Source organism: Streptomyces humidus (assembly GCF_014649655.1).
Taxonomy (GTDB): domain Bacteria; phylum Actinomycetota; class Actinomycetes; order Streptomycetales; family Streptomycetaceae; genus Streptomyces; species Streptomyces humidus.
Genome location: NZ_BMTL01000007.1, coordinates 163,203 through 182,444, shown reverse-complemented (window position 1 = coordinate 182,444; position 19,242 = coordinate 163,203). Strand labels below are relative to the sequence as shown.

The 19,242-nt window shown below is 71.0% G+C and carries 23 protein-coding genes; 19 read left to right on the top strand and 4 right to left on the bottom strand.

Features of this window, described 5'->3' with window-relative positions; genetic code table 11:
* Position 1: 1 nt before the first annotated feature.
* The 7 genes from IE239_RS10505 (at position 2) to IE239_RS10480 (ending at position 3,128) form a co-directional block, all read left to right on the top strand.
* Positions 2 to 412 (top strand): MerR family transcriptional regulator, encoded by a 411-nt coding sequence (locus IE239_RS10505; protein WP_190149006.1) that lies wholly within the window; start codon positions 2 to 4, stop codon positions 410 to 412.
* A gap of 51 nt (positions 413 to 463) precedes the next feature.
* Positions 464 to 595, top strand: a complete 132-nt coding sequence (locus IE239_RS42950) for a hypothetical protein (RefSeq protein ID WP_268254505.1) — start codon at positions 464 to 466, stop codon at positions 593 to 595.
* 174 nt (positions 596 to 769) lie between these two features.
* Positions 770 to 2,089, top strand: a complete 1,320-nt coding sequence (nhaA, locus tag IE239_RS10500) for a Na+/H+ antiporter NhaA (RefSeq protein ID WP_190149005.1) — start codon at positions 770 to 772, stop codon at positions 2,087 to 2,089.
* Complete coding sequence (locus IE239_RS10495; RefSeq protein ID WP_190149004.1) at positions 2,089 to 2,415, top strand: hypothetical protein; 327 nt, start codon at positions 2,089 to 2,091, stop codon at positions 2,413 to 2,415. The genes nhaA and IE239_RS10495 overlap by 1 nt, the downstream gene beginning before the upstream one ends.
* Positions 2,388 to 2,552, top strand: coding sequence for a PGPGW domain-containing protein (locus IE239_RS10490; RefSeq protein WP_190149003.1), 165 nt, complete (start codon positions 2,388 to 2,390; stop codon positions 2,550 to 2,552). Before IE239_RS10495 ends, IE239_RS10490 begins: the two co-directional genes overlap by 28 nt.
* A gap of 46 nt (positions 2,553 to 2,598) precedes the next feature.
* Positions 2,599 to 2,898: a hypothetical protein gene (locus IE239_RS10485; RefSeq protein ID WP_190149002.1), complete on the top strand. Its 300-nt coding sequence runs from the start codon at positions 2,599 to 2,601 to the stop codon at positions 2,896 to 2,898.
* Positions 2,895 to 3,128 (top strand): hypothetical protein, encoded by a 234-nt coding sequence (locus tag IE239_RS10480; protein ID WP_190149001.1) that lies wholly within the window; start codon positions 2,895 to 2,897, stop codon positions 3,126 to 3,128. Before IE239_RS10485 ends, IE239_RS10480 begins: the two co-directional genes overlap by 4 nt.
* A gap of 29 nt (positions 3,129 to 3,157) precedes the next feature.
* Here IE239_RS10480 and IE239_RS10475 read toward each other — a convergent pair whose 3' ends face one another.
* The 4 genes from IE239_RS10475 to IE239_RS10460 all read right to left on the bottom strand — a co-directional run bounded on the left by IE239_RS10475 (position 3,158) and on the right by IE239_RS10460 (position 8,340).
* Positions 3,158 to 3,973, bottom strand: coding sequence for a sulfite exporter TauE/SafE family protein (locus IE239_RS10475; protein WP_190149000.1), 816 nt, complete (start codon positions 3,971 to 3,973; stop codon positions 3,158 to 3,160).
* A gap of 155 nt (positions 3,974 to 4,128) precedes the next feature.
* Positions 4,129 to 4,695 carry a DUF6262 family protein gene (locus IE239_RS10470; protein WP_190148999.1) on the bottom strand — a complete coding sequence of 189 codons (567 nt, stop codon included), beginning with the start codon at positions 4,693 to 4,695 and terminating at the stop codon, positions 4,129 to 4,131.
* Positions 4,688 to 7,222 carry a tyrosine-type recombinase/integrase gene (locus IE239_RS10465; protein WP_190148998.1) on the bottom strand — a complete coding sequence of 845 codons (2,535 nt, stop codon included), beginning with the start codon at positions 7,220 to 7,222 and terminating at the stop codon, positions 4,688 to 4,690. The genes IE239_RS10470 and IE239_RS10465 overlap by 8 nt, the downstream gene beginning before the upstream one ends.
* On the bottom strand, positions 7,219 to 8,340 hold the full coding sequence (locus tag IE239_RS10460; protein ID WP_229878006.1) for a tyrosine-type recombinase/integrase: 1,122 nt from the start codon (positions 8,338 to 8,340) through the stop codon (positions 7,219 to 7,221). The genes IE239_RS10465 and IE239_RS10460 overlap by 4 nt, the downstream gene beginning before the upstream one ends.
* A 158-nt stretch (positions 8,341 to 8,498) precedes the next feature.
* Here IE239_RS10460 and IE239_RS10455 point away from each other — a divergent pair, with 158 nt between their 5' ends.
* The 12 genes from IE239_RS10455 to IE239_RS10400 all read left to right on the top strand — a co-directional run bounded on the left by IE239_RS10455 (position 8,499) and on the right by IE239_RS10400 (position 19,233).
* Positions 8,499 to 9,194, top strand: a complete 696-nt coding sequence (locus IE239_RS10455; RefSeq protein WP_190148997.1) for a Mom family adenine methylcarbamoylation protein — start codon at positions 8,499 to 8,501, stop codon at positions 9,192 to 9,194.
* Between the two features lie 101 nt (positions 9,195 to 9,295).
* Positions 9,296 to 9,862, top strand: a complete 567-nt coding sequence (locus IE239_RS10450; protein ID WP_190148996.1) for a hypothetical protein — start codon at positions 9,296 to 9,298, stop codon at positions 9,860 to 9,862.
* Between the two features lie 75 nt (positions 9,863 to 9,937).
* Complete coding sequence (locus IE239_RS10445) at positions 9,938 to 10,495, top strand: hypothetical protein (protein WP_229878005.1); 558 nt, start codon at positions 9,938 to 9,940, stop codon at positions 10,493 to 10,495.
* Positions 10,492 to 11,397 carry a hypothetical protein gene (locus IE239_RS10440; protein WP_190148995.1) on the top strand — a complete coding sequence of 302 codons (906 nt, stop codon included), beginning with the start codon at positions 10,492 to 10,494 and terminating at the stop codon, positions 11,395 to 11,397. Before IE239_RS10445 ends, IE239_RS10440 begins: the two co-directional genes overlap by 4 nt.
* 68 nt (positions 11,398 to 11,465) lie before the next feature.
* Complete coding sequence (locus IE239_RS10435) at positions 11,466 to 12,122, top strand: hypothetical protein (RefSeq protein ID WP_190148994.1); 657 nt, start codon at positions 11,466 to 11,468, stop codon at positions 12,120 to 12,122.
* 365 nt (positions 12,123 to 12,487) lie between these two features.
* A complete protein-coding gene (gene ligA / locus IE239_RS10430) occupies positions 12,488 to 14,551 on the top strand; it encodes an NAD-dependent DNA ligase LigA (protein ID WP_190149052.1) in 2,064 nt (687 codons plus the stop codon).
* A gap of 179 nt (positions 14,552 to 14,730) precedes the next feature.
* Positions 14,731 to 16,494: a hypothetical protein gene (locus IE239_RS10425; RefSeq protein WP_190148993.1), complete on the top strand. Its 1,764-nt coding sequence runs from the start codon at positions 14,731 to 14,733 to the stop codon at positions 16,492 to 16,494.
* Between the two features lie 217 nt (positions 16,495 to 16,711).
* Positions 16,712 to 17,056, top strand: a complete 345-nt coding sequence (locus tag IE239_RS10420; protein ID WP_190148992.1) for a hypothetical protein — start codon at positions 16,712 to 16,714, stop codon at positions 17,054 to 17,056.
* A gap of 72 nt (positions 17,057 to 17,128) precedes the next feature.
* Positions 17,129 to 17,533 (top strand): hypothetical protein, encoded by a 405-nt coding sequence (locus tag IE239_RS10415; protein ID WP_190148991.1) that lies wholly within the window; start codon positions 17,129 to 17,131, stop codon positions 17,531 to 17,533.
* A 128-nt stretch (positions 17,534 to 17,661) separates the two neighbouring features.
* Positions 17,662 to 18,291: a TetR/AcrR family transcriptional regulator gene (locus tag IE239_RS10410; protein WP_190148990.1), complete on the top strand. Its 630-nt coding sequence runs from the start codon at positions 17,662 to 17,664 to the stop codon at positions 18,289 to 18,291.
* 40 nt (positions 18,292 to 18,331) lie between these two features.
* Positions 18,332 to 18,721 carry a hypothetical protein gene (locus IE239_RS10405; RefSeq protein WP_190148989.1) on the top strand — a complete coding sequence of 130 codons (390 nt, stop codon included), beginning with the start codon at positions 18,332 to 18,334 and terminating at the stop codon, positions 18,719 to 18,721.
* Between the two features lie 113 nt (positions 18,722 to 18,834).
* Positions 18,835 to 19,233: a hypothetical protein gene (locus IE239_RS10400; protein ID WP_190148988.1), complete on the top strand. Its 399-nt coding sequence runs from the start codon at positions 18,835 to 18,837 to the stop codon at positions 19,231 to 19,233.
* The last annotated feature ends 9 nt before the right edge of the window (positions 19,234 to 19,242 follow it).

Genomic DNA, 19,242 nt, shown 5'->3' with positions numbered 1-19,242 from the left:
CGTGGACGACAGGCACATGCAGATCGGCGAGGTCGCCGCGCGGACGGAGCTGTCTCTGCGGACCATCCGGCACTACGAGGAGACCGGTCTGGTCGTGCCCTCGGCCCGCTCGCAGGGCGGCTTCCGCCTCTACACCGAGACCGACGTCGCCCGCCTCATGGTCATCCGCCGGATGAAGCCGCTCGGCTTCACCCTCGACCAGATGCGCGACCTCCTGGACGCCACCGACCGCCTCGACAACGAGCCCGGCCTCGATCTCGGTGAGCGCGAGGCCCTGCTGGGGCGGATGCGGGAGTACGAGCAGGCCGCCACCGAGCAGGTCGACAAGCTACGCGTCCAGTTGGCCCGCGCCGAAGAGTTCGCCGAAACGCTCCGTACGCGCCTGCACCAGGCCGCACCGGCCGGGCCCTGACCCGCGATGCCCCGCCGCCCGCCTCGATGTCCGGCCTCGCCCCTGCTGGTGATGGGCGCGATCCTCACGATCGCGGGCGCCGCCCTCTACACGATGCCCTCCGAGCGGCCCGAGCTGTACGCGGCCGCGGCACTGGTGCTCGCCGCCGTCGCCGCCTGGCGGTGCGCCTCCCGCCAGGGCTGATCACAACCTGACACCGATGTGATCTTGCGGAACCGTGCGGGGCAGACAGGCTTCCTCGCCGCGGATACGGTGTAAAGAACGCGTCAAGAAAAGGCGCGCGGTGTGCCGGGAAGTCTGGTCGGCGTCCTGGGGGCAGTGTGCCCTCCCGTCGCTGACACCCGGAGGCCCACTGCCATGGCCGACATCCGCTCCCCCTTCCTCGGTCTGCTGCCCCTACCCGAACGGCAGGCCATCACCAGGGCCCTGCGCACCGAGACCGTCGGCGGCCTGGTCCTCCTCGGCGCCGCCGTCCTCGCCCTGATCTGGGCCAACAGCCCCTGGAGCGCCGCGTACGCGTCCGTGCGCGACTTCCACTTCGGGATACCGGCCCTCGGCCTGGACCTGTCGGTGGGGCACTGGACGGCCGACGGGCTGCTGGCCGTGTTCTTCCTCGTCGCCGGCATCGAGCTCAAACGCGAGCTCGTCGTCGGCGAACTGCGCACCCCGGCCACCGCCGCGCTGCCCGTCATCGCCGCACTGTGCGGGATGGCCGTACCCGCCGCCCTCTACCTCGCCACCACCACGGCGGGAGGCGGCAGCAGCGCGGGCTGGGCGGTCCCCATGGCCACCGACATCGCCTTCGCCCTCGCCGTCCTCGCGGTCCTCTCCACCCATCTGCCGGCCGCGCTGCGCGCCTTCCTCCTCACCCTCGCCGTCGTCGACGACCTCGGCGCAATCCTGATCATCGCGGTGTTCTTCACCTCCGACCTCAACCTGTGGGCACTCGCCGGAGCCATCGCGGGCCTGGTCCTCTTCTACCTGCTGCAGCGGCTGCGAGTACGCGGCTGGTGGTGGTACGTGCCCCTCGGGCTGGCGATCTGGGCGCTGATGTACAACGGCGGCGTCCACGCCACCGTCGCCGGCGTCGCCATGGGCCTCATCCTGCGCACCACCCGCGACAAGGGCGAAGAGGTCTCACCCGCCGCCCGGGTCTCACACCTGGTCCACCCGCTCTCCGCCGGTATCGCGGTCCCGCTGTTCGCGCTGTTCGCCGCCGGGGTGAACATCTCCGGACCCGCCCTGGGCGCGGTGTTCACCAGCCCCGAACCCCTCGGCGTCGTGATCGGCCTGGTCGTCGGCAAAACGGTGGGGATCTTCGCCGGAACCTACCTGGCCGCCCGCTTCACCCGCGCCCAGCTCAACCCCGACCTCGCCTGGGCCGACGTCCTGGGCCTGTCGGTGCTGGCCGGGATCGGCTTCACCGTCGCCCTCCTCATCGGCGAACTCGCCTTCCCCGGCGGCCAGACAAGCGAGCACGTCAAGGCCGCCGTCCTCGTCGCCTCCCTGACCGCCGCCGTCCTCGCGGCCGTCCTGCTGCGGCGGCGCAACACCCTCTACCGGCGCCTCTACGAGGCGGAGACGCTCGACGCCGACCACGACGGCATCCCCGACATCTACCAGCACACCCCCACCGCCGAAGACACCACCGCTCGTACGGACGGGCGGCCCACCTGATGGCCGACGGCGATGCCTCCCTGCTGGCGCCCGTGATCGTCATCGCCGCCCTGGTCATCCGCACGGCCGTCACCGAGCTCCGGCATCCGGGCAGCGCCCGGCGGCAGTGGGCGTTCGCCACCAGCCCCCGGGCCGTGGCAGCCGGTGTGACGGTCGCCGCAGCCACGGCCTTGATCGGCGGCGCCCGCTACGGCTGGGCGGCGGTGGCCTGGGCCCTGCTTGCCGGGGTACTCGCCGCCTTCGTCACCGGCAGCGCCGCCTCGGCCGACCCACCCCCTTCGCCGGACGAGGAGCAGCCATGTCGGAACGACAGATCGGAAAGGTGATGGCCGCCGTCGGCGCACCGCTGACCCTGGCCGGCGTGGCGATGTACTTCCTGCCCGGGCCCGGCGTCCCTGTGCTCATCCTCGGGCTGTCCCTGCTCGTCACTGGCCTCGTCATGGCCGCCGCTGGCCGCCGGTAACGCTCACCTTCCGCCCCGACCCGACACCCGACAGGAACCCACGACGATGATCTGGCAGTGGATCGGCCTGGCCCTCTTCTCCTGCACCCTGCTGCCCGCCGGACTGGCCATGGCCGCCGGCCGAGTACCTGCCCGGCTGCGCGCCCGGCTCGCGCCCGTGCGCGTCCACGGCTGGGCCCTCCTCGGCCTCTACGCCGTGGCACCCCTCAACGCGATTCCCCGCCTGGCCGGAGCCGCCCCTGAAGTGAGCCTGGCCCTCACCGCCGCCGCCGGAATCGTCGCGGTCGCCGGATGCCTGGCGCTCGGCCTGACCCGCCTCAAAGCGGCCCAGAACGGCAGCCGATGACACAGCCGGCACTCCTGCGCACCCCGCTCTCGGTCATCGCCTGGTGGGCAGCCCTGACCGGCATCCTCTGGCTGGCAGGCACCGCTCTCGGACACCCTGCACCGCTCACCGGATGCGCCGCCTCCGCCGCCTTCCTGGTCGCGGTCGGCGAATGCGGTAACTGGCTGCGACGACGCTGGACAGCGCGGCGAGGCGGCCGCGCAGCGACCCGGCGTTCGTCCGCGCGGTAACTTCGTCCCGCGCGGCGGCTTTGCACACGTCAGTCGTGGCGGGCGAGCTTGACCGCGGAGACGAGCAGGATCACGGCCAGGACGGGGATGAGCACCGCCTCCGGGAACACCCCGAGGAGCAGGCCGCCCAGCACCGCGCCGGCGATCGAGCCCGCGGCCATGACGAGGGTGAAGCGGAGGTTGGCGCCGAGCACGGCGAAGCTGCCGTCACGGCTGTAGCGGGCGAAGGCCACCAGCATCGTCGGCAGCGACACCAGCAGGGACAGGCTCCCGGCCGTCTTGATGTCCAGGCCGAACAGCAGCACGATCGTCGGGATCAGCAGCTCACCGCCGGCCACACCCATGATCGCCGCGACCACCCCGATGCCGAACCCGGCGAACACGCCCAGGGGTACTTGCGCTGCCAAGGGCAGCGCGAGGGTGCCCAGGGTGGTGGTGTGGGTGATCACCAGGGCGGCGGCCATGAGGACCATCAGCGCGGCCAGGACCTTGTAGAGGGTGGCGGAGCGCATCCGTACCGCCCACGACGCTCCGGCCCACGCGCCTAGCAGGCTCCCGGCCAGCAGGTTGGCGGCGACGGGCCAGTGCGCGGCCACCTCTGAGGCCGGGACGGTCGCCATGCGGGCGGGCAGCGCCACCAGGACCACGACCAGGCTCATCGCCTTGTTCAGGATGACCGCGGACAGCGCGGCGAACCCGAACAGGCCGATCAGCAGCGGCAAGCGGAACTCCGCGCCGCCCAGCCCGATCATCCCGCCCAGAACGCCGACCGCCGCCCCGATGGCGAACACCAGGGGCAGCGAGCGCGTAGAACGTAGCGGAACGAGATTCTGGTCGAGGGCCATGGTGGGCATCATCCCTGGTCACGCGCTGTGCCGACAGGGTGCGAAGCCACCGGGCACCCACCGGGACATCGTGCGGACCTCCGAACCTGCGCGATGGGCGGTTCCTGTCTGCCGCGCTGGTAGTGAACGTCGTGGTGGTGCCGTACTGGCCTGGATCACACGGCGGGCTCCTGGTTCCCATTCCGGATCATGCGGCGCAGACTGGTCCGCGCCCCGGCGAGATCGTCCTCTGTCTCGGTGAGCCGGCCCTGCAGTTCCTCAGCATGGGCCTTCACCTGTGCGAGTTCGCCTTCGAGGCGCTGGTTGGCGGCGGTGAGCTCGTCAACGCGGGCGCGGAGGTCGGCGGCGCCGACTTGGTCGATCTGCTGGCCCAGGGATCGGCGCACGGCGGCCTTGAGCCGGTCTACTTCCTCCCGCAGTCGCCGGTTGTCCTCCCGGGTGATCTGTACTTCCACCTGCCAGCCCGCCGGGGCCTTGCGGGCGCCGTCCTCGCGCGGCTGGCGGGCCTGGCGGCGCCGCGCCTGCTCGATGACCTCGCGCACGCCCTCCGCGTAGACCAGCCAGTGCGAGACCTTCGCCCGCCGCGCCACCGTGGTGAAGGTGACCGGTTCCTTCTCGGCGAGCATCTGGTCGACCACGGTCAGGACCCGGGCGCGCTTGTCGCGGGAGTCCTTCTGCCGGGCCTCGCGCAGGACCTGCGCAGGGGTTCGGGGCTCATCCATGGCACGTGCTCCTAGTGGGAAGGCCGACGATTGGCAGGAGGTTCGGTGGCTCCCCGGCGCGGACCTTGCGCAGCAGGGCGGCTGCCTCCTCGATGTGGTGCCGCTCGGCTTCGGGCATCTCGGCGAGCGCGGTGCGGATGCCGGTGACCACGACCTGGAAGGAGTCGATCTGGTCGGTGAGGTTGCGGATGACGAACGCGGCGGCGTCCATGGCCACGGCGCTCTCCCGGTCGGCCTTCAGGCCGCGGATGTGGTCCTCGACAGCTGGGAGGAACGAGGGGTCAGGTCGGTAGAAGCCGCACCCCGAGCACTGGAAGCGGATCGGGCACTTCCCGCCGCCGGCCTTGACGTTGGACGGCTCGGTGCAGTTGCCGAACGGCGTCCCCACCGACCGGGCGTCGTACACGGTGGCCGACGAGGTCGGCATCGGGTGCCCTGAGCGGTCCATGACGTGCAGCCGCATCGTCTCCACGGCCTCGCGGCGCCGCTTCAGGGAGACCGTGAAGTATCCAACCGTGGTGTCTGCCGATCGGTGGTCCATGAGATCGCGCAGGGTGTGCAGGTCGGTGCCGGCGTCAGCGTGCCGCTGGGCGTAGGTGTGCCGGAAGGCGTACGCGAAGATGCGGCTGCGGTCGAAGGGCAGCGGCAGGCCGTCCTCGTCGGCCGTGTCGGTGACCAGCTCGGGCAGGCCGTCGACCCACATGCGGAGCATCTTCGCCACGGTGTTGGCGTCGATGCAGGCGTCGTAGGCGTGCCGGGCGGCGGGGAACAGGAAGGTCCTCGAGCGGGCCGGGAGCTTCAGCGTGGCCCGGATCTTCAGCCACGCCAGGATCGCGAACGCGGTCTCCCGGCTGATCTCCAGACGGCGCCGGTTGCGCCGCGATTTGTGGTTGTCCCAGATCAGGACGTACTCGCCGCCGTCGGTATCCAGGCAGTCGATGCGCAGCCAGCGCACTTCCCAGGGGCGCCGACCGGTGTCACGGAGCAGGACGTAGACGACGCGCAGCATGGCCTGCACCACCTCCGGCGGGAAGTCCCCGTACGGGAAGTCGACGCCGATGAGGTCGGTGGCCGCGTCCAGCTGGGCGATGACGAGCTCGGGTATGGCCTTGCCGGCCATGTCCTCGCTCGCGTCCTCGTAGGGGATCTGGTGGTGGCGCTGGCGGGCGAAACCGGTGGAAAGGTCGTCGAGGAGCTGCAGGCGGCGGCCGAAGTCGAGCAGCTGGCAGAAGCTCGTGAGGAGTTCGTTGCGGGCGCCCGCGGACAGCGGTCCGGTGCCGTCTTCCCGCTGGCGGGAACGGATCTCCTCGACGACGGCGTCCATGTCGGTGATCTTCAGCGCAGCAGGGTCGTGGCCGCCGCCCGGTCGCAGCTCCAGGGCGCGCGATGCGGCCGTGCAGCCCTTGAAGAACCGCCGGAAGTCGGTGTTCTCGGGGGTGGTCTCCTTCACCCAGTCCGCCAGCAGCCGGCGCAGCCAGTCCTGCCGGATCACCGAGGTGTCCAACTGCCGCGGGACCGTACGGACCCCGGACCGGGTACGCGAGCGCAGGCCTAGGTCGGCGAGCTCCCACACGGGCTTGTCGAGCGGGTCGATACCCCGGAACCGGTCGAAGGCCGCTCGCACCAGGCGCAGGACGTCGTTCCAGTGGGCCTCGCAGTTGCGGTCGATGTACCCGAGGTCGGCGAGCTGCTTGGGCGGCAGGGCGGCGATACTGTCGACGCCCTCCAGGCCGCGGACCAGGAGCCGCACCGCGACCGGGCTCAGCGTGGGCCGCTGGGTATCGCGCTGGACCAGGGCATAGAGGACCTCGCGGCGCAGCAGCGGGTTCAGCGGCAGCAGGGTGAACTGGAAGCCGTTCAGGTGCGGACTCTGCACCGCCGCCCAGACGGCCAGGTCCTCGGCGGCCGGGCCCTTCACGCCGAGCGCCTTGCGGTGCTGGCGCCAGCGCTCGCGGTGGTAGGTGCACAACTCCGTCCGGCGGCCGTGCGCCGTGCCGTCGCAGGCTCCCACCAGGCACGGGCGGCCGGGAGGAAGGGGAAGGGCCACGGTCGCGAGCCAGTCGGCGAGATCCAGCTGTGTATGCCCGCTCTTGTACTGGTACCGCCACTTCACGTAGTGCGGCATGCAGCTGCCCCGGCTCGCCGCCTCCAGCGCGCAGCGGACCCCCTCGCGCTCCGCCGAGCACGGCGGCCGCGACCCGGGCAAGGCCCGGACCGTCGCCCGGCGGCCCACCGTCACGAACTCCTCCCGGCTGAGCCCGCTCTCCACGAACTGCTCGTAGCAGGACCGGCACAGGTGCCGGCTCGCGCGGACCGCGACGTGGCAGCCGGCGCTGTTGCAGCGCCAGATCGCCGTCGTCGACTCGTCCGGGTCACCGGTGAACAGCCAGTGCTCACCGACCCATTCGTCCGACCGCCACAACGGGTCGGTGTGCTCGTCCAGCCACGCCTGCCACCGCGGGCGGTCGAAGGGTAGCGGCACCACGGCCGGATCGGCCGCGGGGGCGGCCACAGTCTGCAGGCTCATCGGGCGATCTCCAGACGCCGGGCGTCCGCGCGCTCGACGGCGGCCCGCTTGTCGTCGTCGGAGGCATGGACGTACACGCTCATCGACGAGTCCGACAGGTGTCCCAGCAGGTCCGAAACGACGGAGCGGTCGGTGCCGCCACGGATCCAGTGCGTCGCCGCACCGTGCCGGACCATGTGAGGGCGGGCGATCAGGTCGGCCGCGCGGGCGAGGCGATCGAAGAGGTCCTTGGCGTTGGAGTAGGTCATCGCCCGGCCCAGTGGGGCCCGGAAGAGGTTCACCAAGACCTGCTCGGTGAACTCGGCCTCCGGCACCGCGGCCCGCTCGTAGAGGTAGTCGGCGTAACCGGCGACCAGCTCGGTGGTCACCGGTATGACCCGCGGCCGCCGCGACTTCGCCCAGGCGCCGTTGCTGTTCAGCCGGCGCCGCACGTGAACGTGCGGGCCCTTCACCTGGCAGCCGAACGCCTGGGAGTCGGGGAGCAGGTGCATGTCCTCGCGGCGAAGCCCCAGCGCCTCGCCGATCCGCATCCCCGTGCTCCACAGCAGCAGCACCAGGAAGCGGTCCCGCGCGTGCCGGGCGACGTCCACCAGGCGTGCGATCTGCTCGATGGTCAGCCACTCGATCCCCGCGTCCAGGGAGGCCAGCTTGATCAGCCGGGACCGGACCGTCCGGTGCTGGTCGTCTTCGCCCGGGTCGTAGCCCGGAGGCAGGTAGCGCAGGTACTTGGGCTCCGTCAGCTGCCCCAGCAACTCCTTGGCCACCCAGCCCATCCGGACGCCGAAGGCCAGGAACTCGCAGACCGTGCCGACGATCGCGTTCGCGGTGTTGTCCCCGCGAAACCGTTCCGGCCCGCCACCCCGCCGGCTCCGCGACGGCAGCGGTTCCTCGACCAGCCAGTGCAAGAACCGCGACAGCTGCCAGACCGTCACCGCCGCCCAGTCGAGGCGCTGGTGAGCGCAGTACGAGAGGTACAAGGCCGTACGGCCCGCGTACGTGCGCTCGGTGTTGTACGCCCGGCCGGCGTTGCGCAGTCCGACAAGGAAGAGCGACCCCTCGCGGTGCAGGGCGTAGTCGTACGCTCCGACGACGACCCACGCTGCCCGGTCCCTAGTCACCTCTGCCCGCTCGGCACGGAAGGACGTGACAAATGTGCCTGTAATCCTGAACACCCCATGGATACCGATGACTGAGCCACGTCAGCCGGTACGTGCCTGACGTGGCTGCTTGAAAGATCATCGTGAAGATAAGGCCCGCAGCCATCCAACGCTTCGGGATGCTGGACACCGAGGCCGAGGCCGGCCCAGGCGATCAGACCGTGCACGGGCACGTCCTGGTCGGAGCCGTGGTGCTCGCCTCCCCGATGAACGAGCGAGTTTTGACCGTGCCCTTCCCCGGACTTGCTCCGTACGTGGAGAGCGCTGAATTGGCTCGACTGATCGTCAGCCCTTCCGTCCCGGCCAACGGGGAGACGTTCCTGGTGTCCCGAGCCCTGCGGCTCGCGGCGGAGAGCGGGCTGCGCGCAGCCGTCTCCTTCGCCGACCCCATGCCGCGCCGGCGGGTCACCGGCGAGGGTGTCGTGATCGGCTCCCCTGGCCATCTAGGCATCGTCTACCAGGCGCTCGGCGCCCGGTTCACGGGCCGCGGCACCGCCCGGTCCCTGTGCTTCCTGCCCGACGGGTCCGTACTCAGCGCACGGTCAAAAGCCAAGGTCACCGGTCGGGAGGCTGGCAGCGGCGGGGTCGTCCGGCGCCTCGAACTTCTTGGGGCGCGGCCGCTGCGCCCCGAGGAGGAGCCGGCTCGCTGGCTGGCCGAGATCTTGCCGGCGATCGGCGCCCGCGCCGCTCGTCACCCCGGCAACCTGCGGTACCTGCTGCCCGCTGCGCGGACCCGGGCCGAGAGGTCGAGGACAGTCTTCGGGATGCCCTCGCTTCCGTACCCGAAGTGGGCGGATGATCGTCGCCCCGCCTGAGTGTTGTGTATTGCTATTTCAATGTGTATCGTGATGACCGTGATCGAGCGGGACCTCGCTCTCACCGACCGCACTCTTCGAACCTCACCCTGAGGACAACCGTGGACATCTCCATCACTGCACGCAAGGCCGCCCGCATCGCCGTGGCGCGCAACGCCGGGATCAACATGGATCCCGTCCGCGAGTGCACCAACGCGGACCGCGCGGCGTGGGCCAGCGAGGCTCTGGAGGCGTACAACCAGCACGCCCCGACAACGCTGTTGCCCGTGCCCGAGCGGACCGAGCGCGTTCGGCTCGGCGTCCTTGCGGCCGAAGCCATGGCTCAGGTCGCCTTCAACCACCCCGGTGACCAAGTCGTCGATGACCAAGAGAGCGCCGACCGCGTGATCGGGGATCTGGTCGCGCAACTCTTCTGCCTGACTGACGGGCGCGTCGGCCCCCGGGACCTCTACCAGGCCGCCGAGGAGCTGCGCAGCGAGGCATACCCCGTCCACCTCACCGCTGTGTGCGCCGTCGTCGCCGCCGGAGCGGAGCGAGAGGCGGGGATGCTCGCGGCGCTCTTGGACGCGGCCCAGTCCTTCGGGTGCGACGTCCCCGGCTTGGTCGCCAGCGCCCGCGACTACTTCGAAGACCTCACGGCAGAGGAAGCCGATTCGGCGAGCACCTGAGCCGACGCCGCACCCCGAACTGACCCGCTGGGCGGACTGTCCCTCCAGCGCCCCCCGCCCCCGGAAGGGACCCCCATGGACACGATGACCCCCACCACCCGCGCTCAGCAGTACTGGTACCTCGTGACCCTCGGGCGCGACGCGCTGTTGCGCGAACTCGCTCCCCTCAAGCTCTCCGAGGCCCTTACCCGCGACCCGCTCGCCCTCGCCGGACGGTGCCTCGCCGCCGACCCGATCGGGTTCCCCGAAGCCCATCAGGCGGCCGAACGAGTGCTGGCCCCGCTGCGCGCCGCCCGGACGTTCACCGCCACCATCACCGACGAGGACACCACCGTGGCGCACACCGGCGTCGTGCCGGTCCTGGGCGAACGCCAGGCCGGAAACGTCACCGGCCTGTACGCCGAACTCCTTCTCTTCGAACACAGCACGCTGCTCAACAAGGCCGCCTACCGTCTGTCCCGCATGCCCGGAGACCGGACCTGGATCGTCGACAGCGACTTCCAGCCCAACGGCCACCCTGGAACGTTGCAGTCCTTCGGCTCCAGCCGCCTGGGACGCAAGCGCACCCTCCTGCCGCCGCTCGTCGCCGAACTCGACCGACTCATCGCGCAGGGGCCGGGAGACGCGACGTGACGCTGTACGGCATCCCGCCCGCCGGAATGCGCCGCGCCATGGCGCCCGAAAGCGGGCGAGACCACGCCCACGCCATAGCCGACGCCGCGCATGCCTGGTGGACGTCCAACCGCGGCGGCTCCAGCGACCGGGCCATCGCGGTGGGCACCCTGGCTGGGCTCGCTCTGTCCGCCCCCTCGCGGCCGGAGGGCCCCGACTACGGCCCGCTCCTGCTCCCTCTGAACGACGAGCAGCTCATCGACGCACTTCGGGCCGGCTGGAACTCCTTCTGGACGTACGACCCGGACCTGACCGAAGCCGCCCGCCCACTCCACGACTGGCTCTCCCACCCCACCGAAACGGACATCCGCGGCCTGTCCGACTACGCCCGGGTCCTCGTCCGCGCGGGGCTGCTGGAGTACTGCTCCGACACCGCCCGCGCCGAGTCCGACGACGTCCTCGGCCTGCTCATCACTCGGATGCGCAGCTACAGCGAGCGGCAGTCGACCGGCGAGTTCTTCACCCCGGCCGTCGCCGCCGACCACATGGGCGACATCCTCTTCTCAACCGACCGCAGGCCCGGCGATCTGTTCCTCGAAGCCGCCGCCGGGACCGGCACCATGGCCCGGGCCGCCGCCGCCACGCTGCGGTTCTTCGGCAACGACCCCGCTAAGTACCGCTGGTGGCTGAACGACCTCGACCCCCTCAACTCCGCATGCTGCGCCGTGAGCGCCCAGCTCTGGAGGCTCGGTCGGCACGTGACCGTCTCCTGCGGAGACGCGCTGAACGACCCACGGCTCCTGGAGGAAGCGGTACGGGAACGCGCCGAGCGGGCGACCGCCGAGCAGCAAACCCGGCCCGTGCTGTACCCCACCAGGACCCGCCCGCCGTTCTGGCCGTGGCAGTCCGTTCCCCCCTCCTGATCCCAGGGGCGGCGGCCGGCCCCCTGCTGCCGTCGCCCCTCCGCCCCCGCCCGAAACGGAGCACCCCCATGGCCATCAACGCCACGCCGCCGCCCGCCATCGCCGCCTTGGTCCCTGATTCCGAAGGACACGGAAAGGTGCTGCGGATCGTCTACGCCCACCACTTGGACGGCGAGTCCTTGGCCTTGCAGCTCTTCCACCGATTCGTCCACCGCCTGCAGGCAGGGACACCGCTCCCGGACGAGATCACTCACTCCGAGGTGATGGCCCTCCTCGGTGAACAGGGCGCCGACTGTGCCGAGGGCTGGCACTCCTCGGCGAACGAGGCCACCGAGGAAGCCTCGAACGAGGCATGGCAGTGGGTCCGGGATCAGGTCAACCGCCTGTTCCCTGGCCTGTCCTGGAAGGTCGAGCCTGACCGGCGCATGAACATGCCCGGGATCGACGCCGACCAGGTCGCGGACATCGTCATCCGGGCGCGCCCCCTGGCGTCGGACGTGACCTGCCCGGCCACCATGTTCGACCCGGCGCTCACCTACTACGCAGACGGAACGCACCTGGTCATGCGCGCCAGGGGAACCGAACGACTTGGGCACGCCTTCGGGATGGCTGACGGCACCCCCTACGCCTTCCAGGCTGTGCGTTGGGAGGACGGTGGCGCCGACCTCATCGCCCCCCACGTGCTGCACCGCGTCGAAACCCGGGCCGAGGGCGACACGGTCTAGGCAATCGCAGGTGCCGGGCCTCGGGATGCCGCGCGGTCTCAGGCCCCTGGGGCTCCGCCGGCTACCGGGCATCCCGACGAGTCGGCCAGATCTGACCGAACCAGGAAGGCCCGGTCGGGGGTTAGGACGATCCCATCCTGGGCCTCATGTTGCTTCTTCTGTTTTCTGTGTGTATATTGATTGTCGTGAGGGCGGGGTATCGCCCCCAACACAAAGCCACTTCCGAAGAGCCGCTTTGCGCGGCTCGCCCTGGCCGTGCACTCCCCTCGACGGCCGGGGCCGGCGAGGCCCGGACGACCCCCTGTCCGGGCCTCGCCCCCTTTCGGTCCCCACCACTGTCAGACCCTTACGAGAGGATCACCCTCATGACGACTCTTCCCGCCGCTCAGGCGCTGTCCGCCGCGTCCAGCCGCCCCGAGTACGAGGCCGCGCTCCAGCTTCTGCGCGACGCCTCACGGACGTACTACGGCGACGGCGACAGCGTCCTGGACGACGTCTCGTACGACCAGCTTCGGCGGTCCGTACAAGCCTGGGAGCAGGAGCACCCGGCCGAGGTCTCCCCGGACTCGCCTACCGGCCTCGTCGCCGACGGGGCCGCGCCCGTCGGCGACGTCGCGCACACCACCCGCCTCCTGAGCCTGGACAACGTTTTTGACGCCGAGGGCCTGGTGGCATGGGGCGTGTCGGTCGAGCGTCGGCTGGGACGCTCGCCGAAGGGCGGGTTCACCGTCGAGCCGAAGATCGACGGCGCTGCCGTGGCCGCCCGGTACCGCAGCGGCCGTCTGGTGCAGATCATCACGCGCGGGGACGGCAGCCACGGCGAGGACATCAGCCACGTCATCGGCCAGATCGACGGTCTCCCCGAGCAGCTCACCGAGCCGGTCACCATCGAGGTCCGCGGCGAGGTCGCCTTCACGCAGGCCCAGTTCGAGACGGCAAACGAGGTCCGGGCCGCGCACAACGCGCAGGTCTTCGCCAACCCCCGCAACGGCACAGCCGGCACGCTCAGGGCGAAGGACCGGCCGTACCGTCTCCGGATGACGTTCTGGGCCTACGGCGCGGTCGAGCTGGACGCGGTCGCGTACCTGCCCGCCGGGGCCACCCATGCGGAAACCCTCGCGGCCGTGGCCGCCGTCGGCATCCAGACCACCGCGGACTCCGCGGCAGGGCTCCATGTCGTCGCGGATCTCGTCGCTGCACAGGGGCAAGTGGATGCGATCGCCGCCATGCGTGCGGAGCTGCCCGTCGGGATCGACGGCGTGGTGATCAAGATGAACGACGCGGCGGAGCAGGCGGCGGCCGGGTTCGGCTCGCGCTTTCCTCACTGGGCCATCGCGGTCAAACTCGCGGCGGTCGAGCGGCAGACCGTGCTGGAAGACGTCGTGTGGCAAGTCGGCCGCACCGGGGTCCTCGCGCCGACCGCGATCCTCACCCCGGTCGAGATCGACGGCTCCACCGTCACCCGGGCCACGCTGCACAACCCCGCTGACATTCGCCGTCGGGACCTCCACATCGGAGACACCGTGACTGTCTACAAAGCGGGCGATATCATCCCCCGCGTGCAGGGGGCCGTGGTCCAGCTGCGGCCGGCGGGGGCACTGGAGGTACCGCTGCCCGAGGCCTGCCCCAACTGCGACGGAAAGATCAACAAAGCGCAGGAGAGGTGGCGTTGCGCGCAGGGCAGCGCGTGCGCGCTTCCGGCGCTGATCCAGTACGCCGCCGGACGCGACATGCTCGACATCGACGGCCTCGGTCCGGCGTCCGTGGCGGCCCTGGTCGCGTCCGGTGACGTTGCCGATGTTGCCGATCTGTTCACCCTGACCGCCGAGCAGCTCACGGCAGCGTCCGGAAGCGCCAAGCTGGCCGCCAAGCTCGCCGAGCAGATCGAGGCTGCCAAGGCGCTCCCCCTCAGCCGGGTCTTCTGCGCCCTGGGTGTCCTCGGCACCGGGCGCAGCATGTCCCGCCGCATCGCGCGGCACTTCGGCAAGATGGAAGACATCCGTCAGGCCGATGCGGCTGCGTTGCAGGACGTCGAGGGCATCGGTCCCGAGAAGGCCCCGGTCATCGTCGAGCAGGTCGCCGCACTGGCACCGGTCATCGACAAGCTGATCGCCGCGGGCGTCAACATGGAAGAGCCCCAGGAGACGTCGGCGGGCGAGGGTGCAGGGCCGCTGACGGGCAAGGTTGTGGTGGTCACCGGCAAGATGACCGGGGTGCTGGCGGCCTACGCGAGGTCCGAGATGAACGCCCTGATCGAGAGGGCCGGCGGGCGCGCGGGCAGCAGCGTCAACGCCAAGACGTCCATCCTGGTCGCGGCGCCGTCCGCCGGTGGCAAGCCGAGTTCGAAGGCGGTCAAGGCGGCCGAACTCGGCGTCGAGGTTCGCACGCCGGAGGACTTCGCCGAGATGGTCGCCGACTACCTGGCCTGACCGGAGGGACCACGTGGCGGGCGCGCAGGGTTACGCGCCCGCCACCGGCCCTGGAGGAACGGGCCGTTCCCTTATCTACGACGTTGCGTATCCCGGTTTCAATATGTATTGTCGTCTTATCGCCTGGTGCACAGCACCCGCGAATTTCCCCAAGTCCCCTGTGTCCAGGTAGGGATGACATGAATTTCCATCTGTCCGACGTATCCGACTCCGAGTTGCTGGCGGGCGTCACTGCGGCAGCCAAGCGGGCCCCCGTCGGTGGAGCCGATCTCCTCATCCTCACTGAGTTCCAGCTGCGGCTCTACCGCGAGCTCCACGCCGCTGCGGACCATCTGCTCCGGGCGCCGGAGGGCCGCGAGACCTCCCCGGCGAAGGTCGGGCGGGTCCATGACGCCATCGATGCCATCCTCGGCGCGGATGAGGAGATGGCCGTCTTCCGCCAGATGTACGACCACCTGGCGAACGCGGCGCTGAGCGAGCAGCGGGTGGCCGACGAGCTGCTGGCGCTGTCCAGTACTCAGCACGGCCCGGGCGGGGCGTTCCTCAAGCGCGTACTGCGGTTCGCGGCGGCCGACGCGTACGCCAGCACGGTCCAAGGGCTCCTCGCCGACTTCGTCAGGTCCACGGAGCCGGAGACCGTACGGGCGGCCATGGCACAGCTCGCGGGTCTGGAGTGGGCCCTCGACCCGGACGACAAGCACCACCGGCCGGTCATGGACACCACGGACGGCGTCGTGAACGACGCCGATGCCGAAGTCCGCCGGTTCCGGGCACTGGGGCTTCGCCCCGAGACGGGCACGGTCCCGGGCGAGGCCCTCACCGGTTCGGACACCGCCGCTTGGGGCACCCCCGACGAGCACCGCATCCGCATCTGGCGCCGCCGGTACGTGGATGCCCACACCCAGAGCCTCGCCTTCGCCCTGATGAAGGCGAAGGCGTACCGCCGGGACGCTGAACGACTGGCGCCCTACGGCCACCCGGACGGCCTGGAAGCGGCCGTCGCCTTGCAGCTGCGGCAGGAAGCCGACCGAGCGCGCTCCGCCCGTCTCTTCCAGATCGGCGACTCCCTCGGCCAGATGGCACTACGCCGCGTGGTGCGGCGGGCGGACAAGGCCACGACCCCGTTCGATCCTGCCCACCTCCCCGCCTCGCGCGGAATGCTGTTCCTCGACACCCCCCTGGACCTTCCCAACGGCCGACGCATCGTCGGCTACGTGTGGGGCCCGTGGTCGCCCCGGACGGAAGAGGGCTGGTTCCTTCTCCGGCCCGACCGGTACCTGGAGCCGGTGGAGTCCCCGCACGATGACGTCCCCTGGACATGGGTCACTCCGCTGACGTGTGACGAGTCGCTGCTGAAGCTGCCGTTCTCGCCGTACGACACCCTCATGGCGCGCCCCGGCGAGGTCCTGGAGCCGGAGGCCCGGCTGCGCGACCCGGACAACCCCGAGCGGTACCGCAGCGGCTCGGCGCGCCAGGGCTGCCAGGAGCTGATGACGCGCCACGTTCGCGCCCTGTGGGAGCTGCTGACCCAGCACAAGCGGACCACGGTGCGGGTCCTCTCTCACCAGGTCCACCAGCTCAAGCCCAGCAAGCGCGAGGCTGAGCGGCGGCGGGGCATCTCCGACTCCGGCCAGGTCGAGAACTGGTGGGTCGACCCGGACGCGGGCGAGCGTTTCCAGGAGCAGCGGCCCAGCCATCCCCGCGAGGGCGGATCCGGCCACACTCTGACGGTCCGCTACTGGAGGGGTGAGCACGAGCGCCAGCAGTGCCCGAATCCCCACCGGCACGCCGCCCTTGAGGCGGTGAAGTCCGGCAGCTGCCCGCACTACGAGATCACCATCCCCGAGCACCCCGTGGGGCCCGCCGACGCGCCGTGGTCCGACCGGCTGCGCCGCGCCCGGGTCCGCCCCTCGGCGAAGCCCGAGCGCACCGCAGAGGCGTAGTCGTCCATCTTCTGGCCGGGCAGGCCCTGCCTGCCCGGCCAGAGCACCCCGTGGCCCATTCACAGGGCCGAACTCCCGATCATCTTCAACCGAGGAGAGCCATGTCCGAAGACGCCGCCCCCGTACGCACCAGCACCGCCGCTGCCAGCCGCTGCACACCGTCTACGGCCTGGTCGCGCTGCTCGCCGGCTGCGGCATCCTCCTGGAGCAGCCGGTCATGTGGCTGTTCGCATTCCCGCTCGCTGTCCTTGTCGTCGAAACGCGCCGGCTCGCCCGGAGCCTGGCGTCCGCCGCCCTGCGCAGGCGGGATGAGCGCAAAGCCGCCCCGGCTCGCGCCCGCTGGGCGTGGGGTGCTGCCGCGGCCGGTCTGGACGCCGCCCTGGTGGCGGGCGCCTTCGCCGTCTGCGCCGTGCTGCTGCTCGGCCATGGTGACGCACTCGTCCTGCGCGGACGGGCGGCGGACTACCTGGCCCTCGGCGCAGGGACGGCGTTCGCCGGCGCGCATGCCCTCACACACCGCATGTCCGCCCGAGCCCCGAAGGCGCCGCAGCCCGAGGCGTGACTGTCCCGCTGTCGCACCGCGCTGGGCGATCACCCGGCACGCCCTTGCCCTCAAGTCTTTGGAGAGACCGTCATGCTGCACTTCGACCCCGCCACCACGAGCGGCTCGGCCGTCGCGTCCCTGTTCCGCGTGTGGTGCTCCCTGCGTGAGACCGGTCCCGGGCACCGGCCGGAGGCTGCGGAGCTGGCCAGCGCCGTGGAGGAGATGTTCGCCGGCCTCGGCCTGGACCCGGACGGCCCCCCTGCGCAGGTCGAGCCGCCCGGCACGGGAGAGGTGTTCACGGTCTTCGGTCTGCGGTACGACCGAGCCGACGCGCTGCTGGTCGCCGGTGTCATCCCGGGCGAGCACGCCGCTGCCGCTGTCGAACTGGACGGCGACGAGACCGACTTCACCCGGTGGATCGACACCTTCCGCGCCGAGTCCGGGGACGCGGCCGCCACGGCCGCGCGAGCACAGGTCGAAGGCGGGAACTACTGAGACACCCACACCAACCATGTTGTGTATTTGTGTTCCAGTGTGTAATGTGATTGCACGTCGGGGCCGGCGTCCACCGCCGCCCCAGACCTGAACCACTCTCCCTTCTTCCTCCAGCTCAGGAGACGACTGTGCCCACCCCTGTCGTGACCCGCACCCCCGACCGCCGCGTGCCCAGCCAGCGCGGCCTCCAGACCCGCCGCAAGCTGATGGAAGCGACGATCGAACTCCTCGCCACCCGGTCCTACCGCGACATCAAGGTGATGGACGTCGCCCACGCGGTGGGCACCTCGCCCGCGACGTTCTACCAGTACTTCCCCGACATCGAGGGCGTCGTCCTCGAAGCGTCCCGGCTCCTGGCCGAGGAGACGAGCGCCGCGCTCGACGCCTTCGAGGACGGCTCCTGGTCCTCGGACGGACTGCCCGGCGCCACCCGGCTCGTCGACGCCGTACTCGACGGCTGGAGCGATCACCTCCCGGTCATGCGCGTACTGACCGCCGTCGCCGCCGAGCGGGACCCCCGCTTCGTCAAGGCGTACTTCGCGGCCACCCGGCCCGTCGCCCGTGCACTGACGGCGGCCACCACCCAGACGACCACGCCCGACGACGAGGGCAAGGAACTGGTCCACGCCCTCGTTTCCGGCCTGACCGCCGCCGCCGGACACGAGAACGCCGGAAGCGTTCAGGGGCTGACCAAGCGGCAGCGGCGCCGGGGACTCGCCCGCCTCGTCCACGCCGCCGTGACCACCGCCGACGCCTAGAACCCACGCTCCACCACCAGCCGCAATCAGGGAGAACACCTTGATCCAGCCAGCCTCTCTCGCCCTCGGCTTCGGCCTCGGAGTCCTCAGCGTTCTGATCCGCGCCCTTGCTCTGCGCATCCGGCCGCGCCGCACCCCCCTCCCCCTCTCGGTCGCCTCGCCGAGCCCCGAACTCGTCACCGCCATGTCTGCGGCCGTCGCCGAGCGGTACCCGAACCTCGGAGGGTTCGACTACGCCACCGTCAGCGTCTTCGAGCGCAACGCACCGGAGAACGCGGTGTACCTCACCCCCGCGCGCGGCCCCCACCGGGGCGCCATACGCCTGGACCCCAGCGATTCCAACAGCCCCGGTGGCAGGGCCGCCCGGCTGCTGGCCGAGATGAACCTGCCGCACGTCGGCGTCCTGGTCATCCCGCTCGGCCCGCGCTGACCCGGCTCTCGCCGCCCCGGGCTCGCTCCGGGGCGGCGACAGACCCGCCCCCGTGACCGTCAGCCACTGCATGCCGCCCATCCCCCCGATCCGCGACCCGTCAGCGAGGAACCGTGAGCATCCCGTCCCGCCAGTTGTTCAAGTACGGAAGGTGGATGTTCGACATCGAGCGGGCTATGCGCCTTCTGGAGGAGCACCCCCGGCCCACTGAGCAGACCTCCGTAGCCGACTGGTCGGCCGCCTACCACCTGAGCCTGCTCAGGCCGGACTACGACGGCCCTACCTGGTGCCCGATCTTCGGCCCGGACCAGTCCCACTTCAGCGCCGAGCACGCCATGCGCACCGGCCTCGAACAGCCGGTGATCATCGCCACCCTGGAGTTCGACAGCGGCCCGGCTCGCCTGCTGATCGACGGAGTGCACCGCATGTACCGGGCGATGACCGAAGGCCGCCCGACCCTCCCCGCGCAGGTCCTGACCGTCGCCGAGACCGCGACGATCCGCGAGCACTGACACCGCCCA

Coding starts and splice junctions, on each gene's coding strand:
- IE239_RS42950 (WP_268254505.1), top strand. CDS start 464: ATGGGCGCGATCCTCACGATCGCGGGCGCCGCCCTCTACACGATGCCC.
- nhaA (WP_190149005.1), top strand. CDS start 770: ATGGCCGACATCCGCTCCCCCTTCCTCGGTCTGCTGCCCCTACCCGAA.
- IE239_RS10495 (WP_190149004.1), top strand. CDS start 2,089: ATGGCCGACGGCGATGCCTCCCTGCTGGCGCCCGTGATCGTCATCGCC.
- IE239_RS10490 (WP_190149003.1), top strand. CDS start 2,388: ATGTCGGAACGACAGATCGGAAAGGTGATGGCCGCCGTCGGCGCACCG.
- IE239_RS10485 (WP_190149002.1), top strand. CDS start 2,599: ATGATCTGGCAGTGGATCGGCCTGGCCCTCTTCTCCTGCACCCTGCTG.
- IE239_RS10480 (WP_190149001.1), top strand. CDS start 2,895: ATGACACAGCCGGCACTCCTGCGCACCCCGCTCTCGGTCATCGCCTGG.
- IE239_RS10475 (WP_190149000.1), bottom strand. CDS start 3,973: ATGGCCCTCGACCAGAATCTCGTTCCGCTACGTTCTACGCGCTCGCTG.
- IE239_RS10470 (WP_190148999.1), bottom strand. CDS start 4,695: ATGGATGAGCCCCGAACCCCTGCGCAGGTCCTGCGCGAGGCCCGGCAG.
- IE239_RS10465 (WP_190148998.1), bottom strand. CDS start 7,222: ATGAGCCTGCAGACTGTGGCCGCCCCCGCGGCCGATCCGGCCGTGGTG.
- IE239_RS10455 (WP_190148997.1), top strand. CDS start 8,499: ATGCTGGACACCGAGGCCGAGGCCGGCCCAGGCGATCAGACCGTGCAC.
- IE239_RS10445 (WP_229878005.1), top strand. CDS start 9,938: ATGGACACGATGACCCCCACCACCCGCGCTCAGCAGTACTGGTACCTC.
- IE239_RS10435 (WP_190148994.1), top strand. CDS start 11,466: ATGGCCATCAACGCCACGCCGCCGCCCGCCATCGCCGCCTTGGTCCCT.
- ligA (WP_190149052.1), top strand. CDS start 12,488: ATGACGACTCTTCCCGCCGCTCAGGCGCTGTCCGCCGCGTCCAGCCGC.
- IE239_RS10425 (WP_190148993.1), top strand. CDS start 14,731: ATGAATTTCCATCTGTCCGACGTATCCGACTCCGAGTTGCTGGCGGGC.
- IE239_RS10420 (WP_190148992.1), top strand. CDS start 16,712: ATGTGGCTGTTCGCATTCCCGCTCGCTGTCCTTGTCGTCGAAACGCGC.
- IE239_RS10415 (WP_190148991.1), top strand. CDS start 17,129: ATGCTGCACTTCGACCCCGCCACCACGAGCGGCTCGGCCGTCGCGTCC.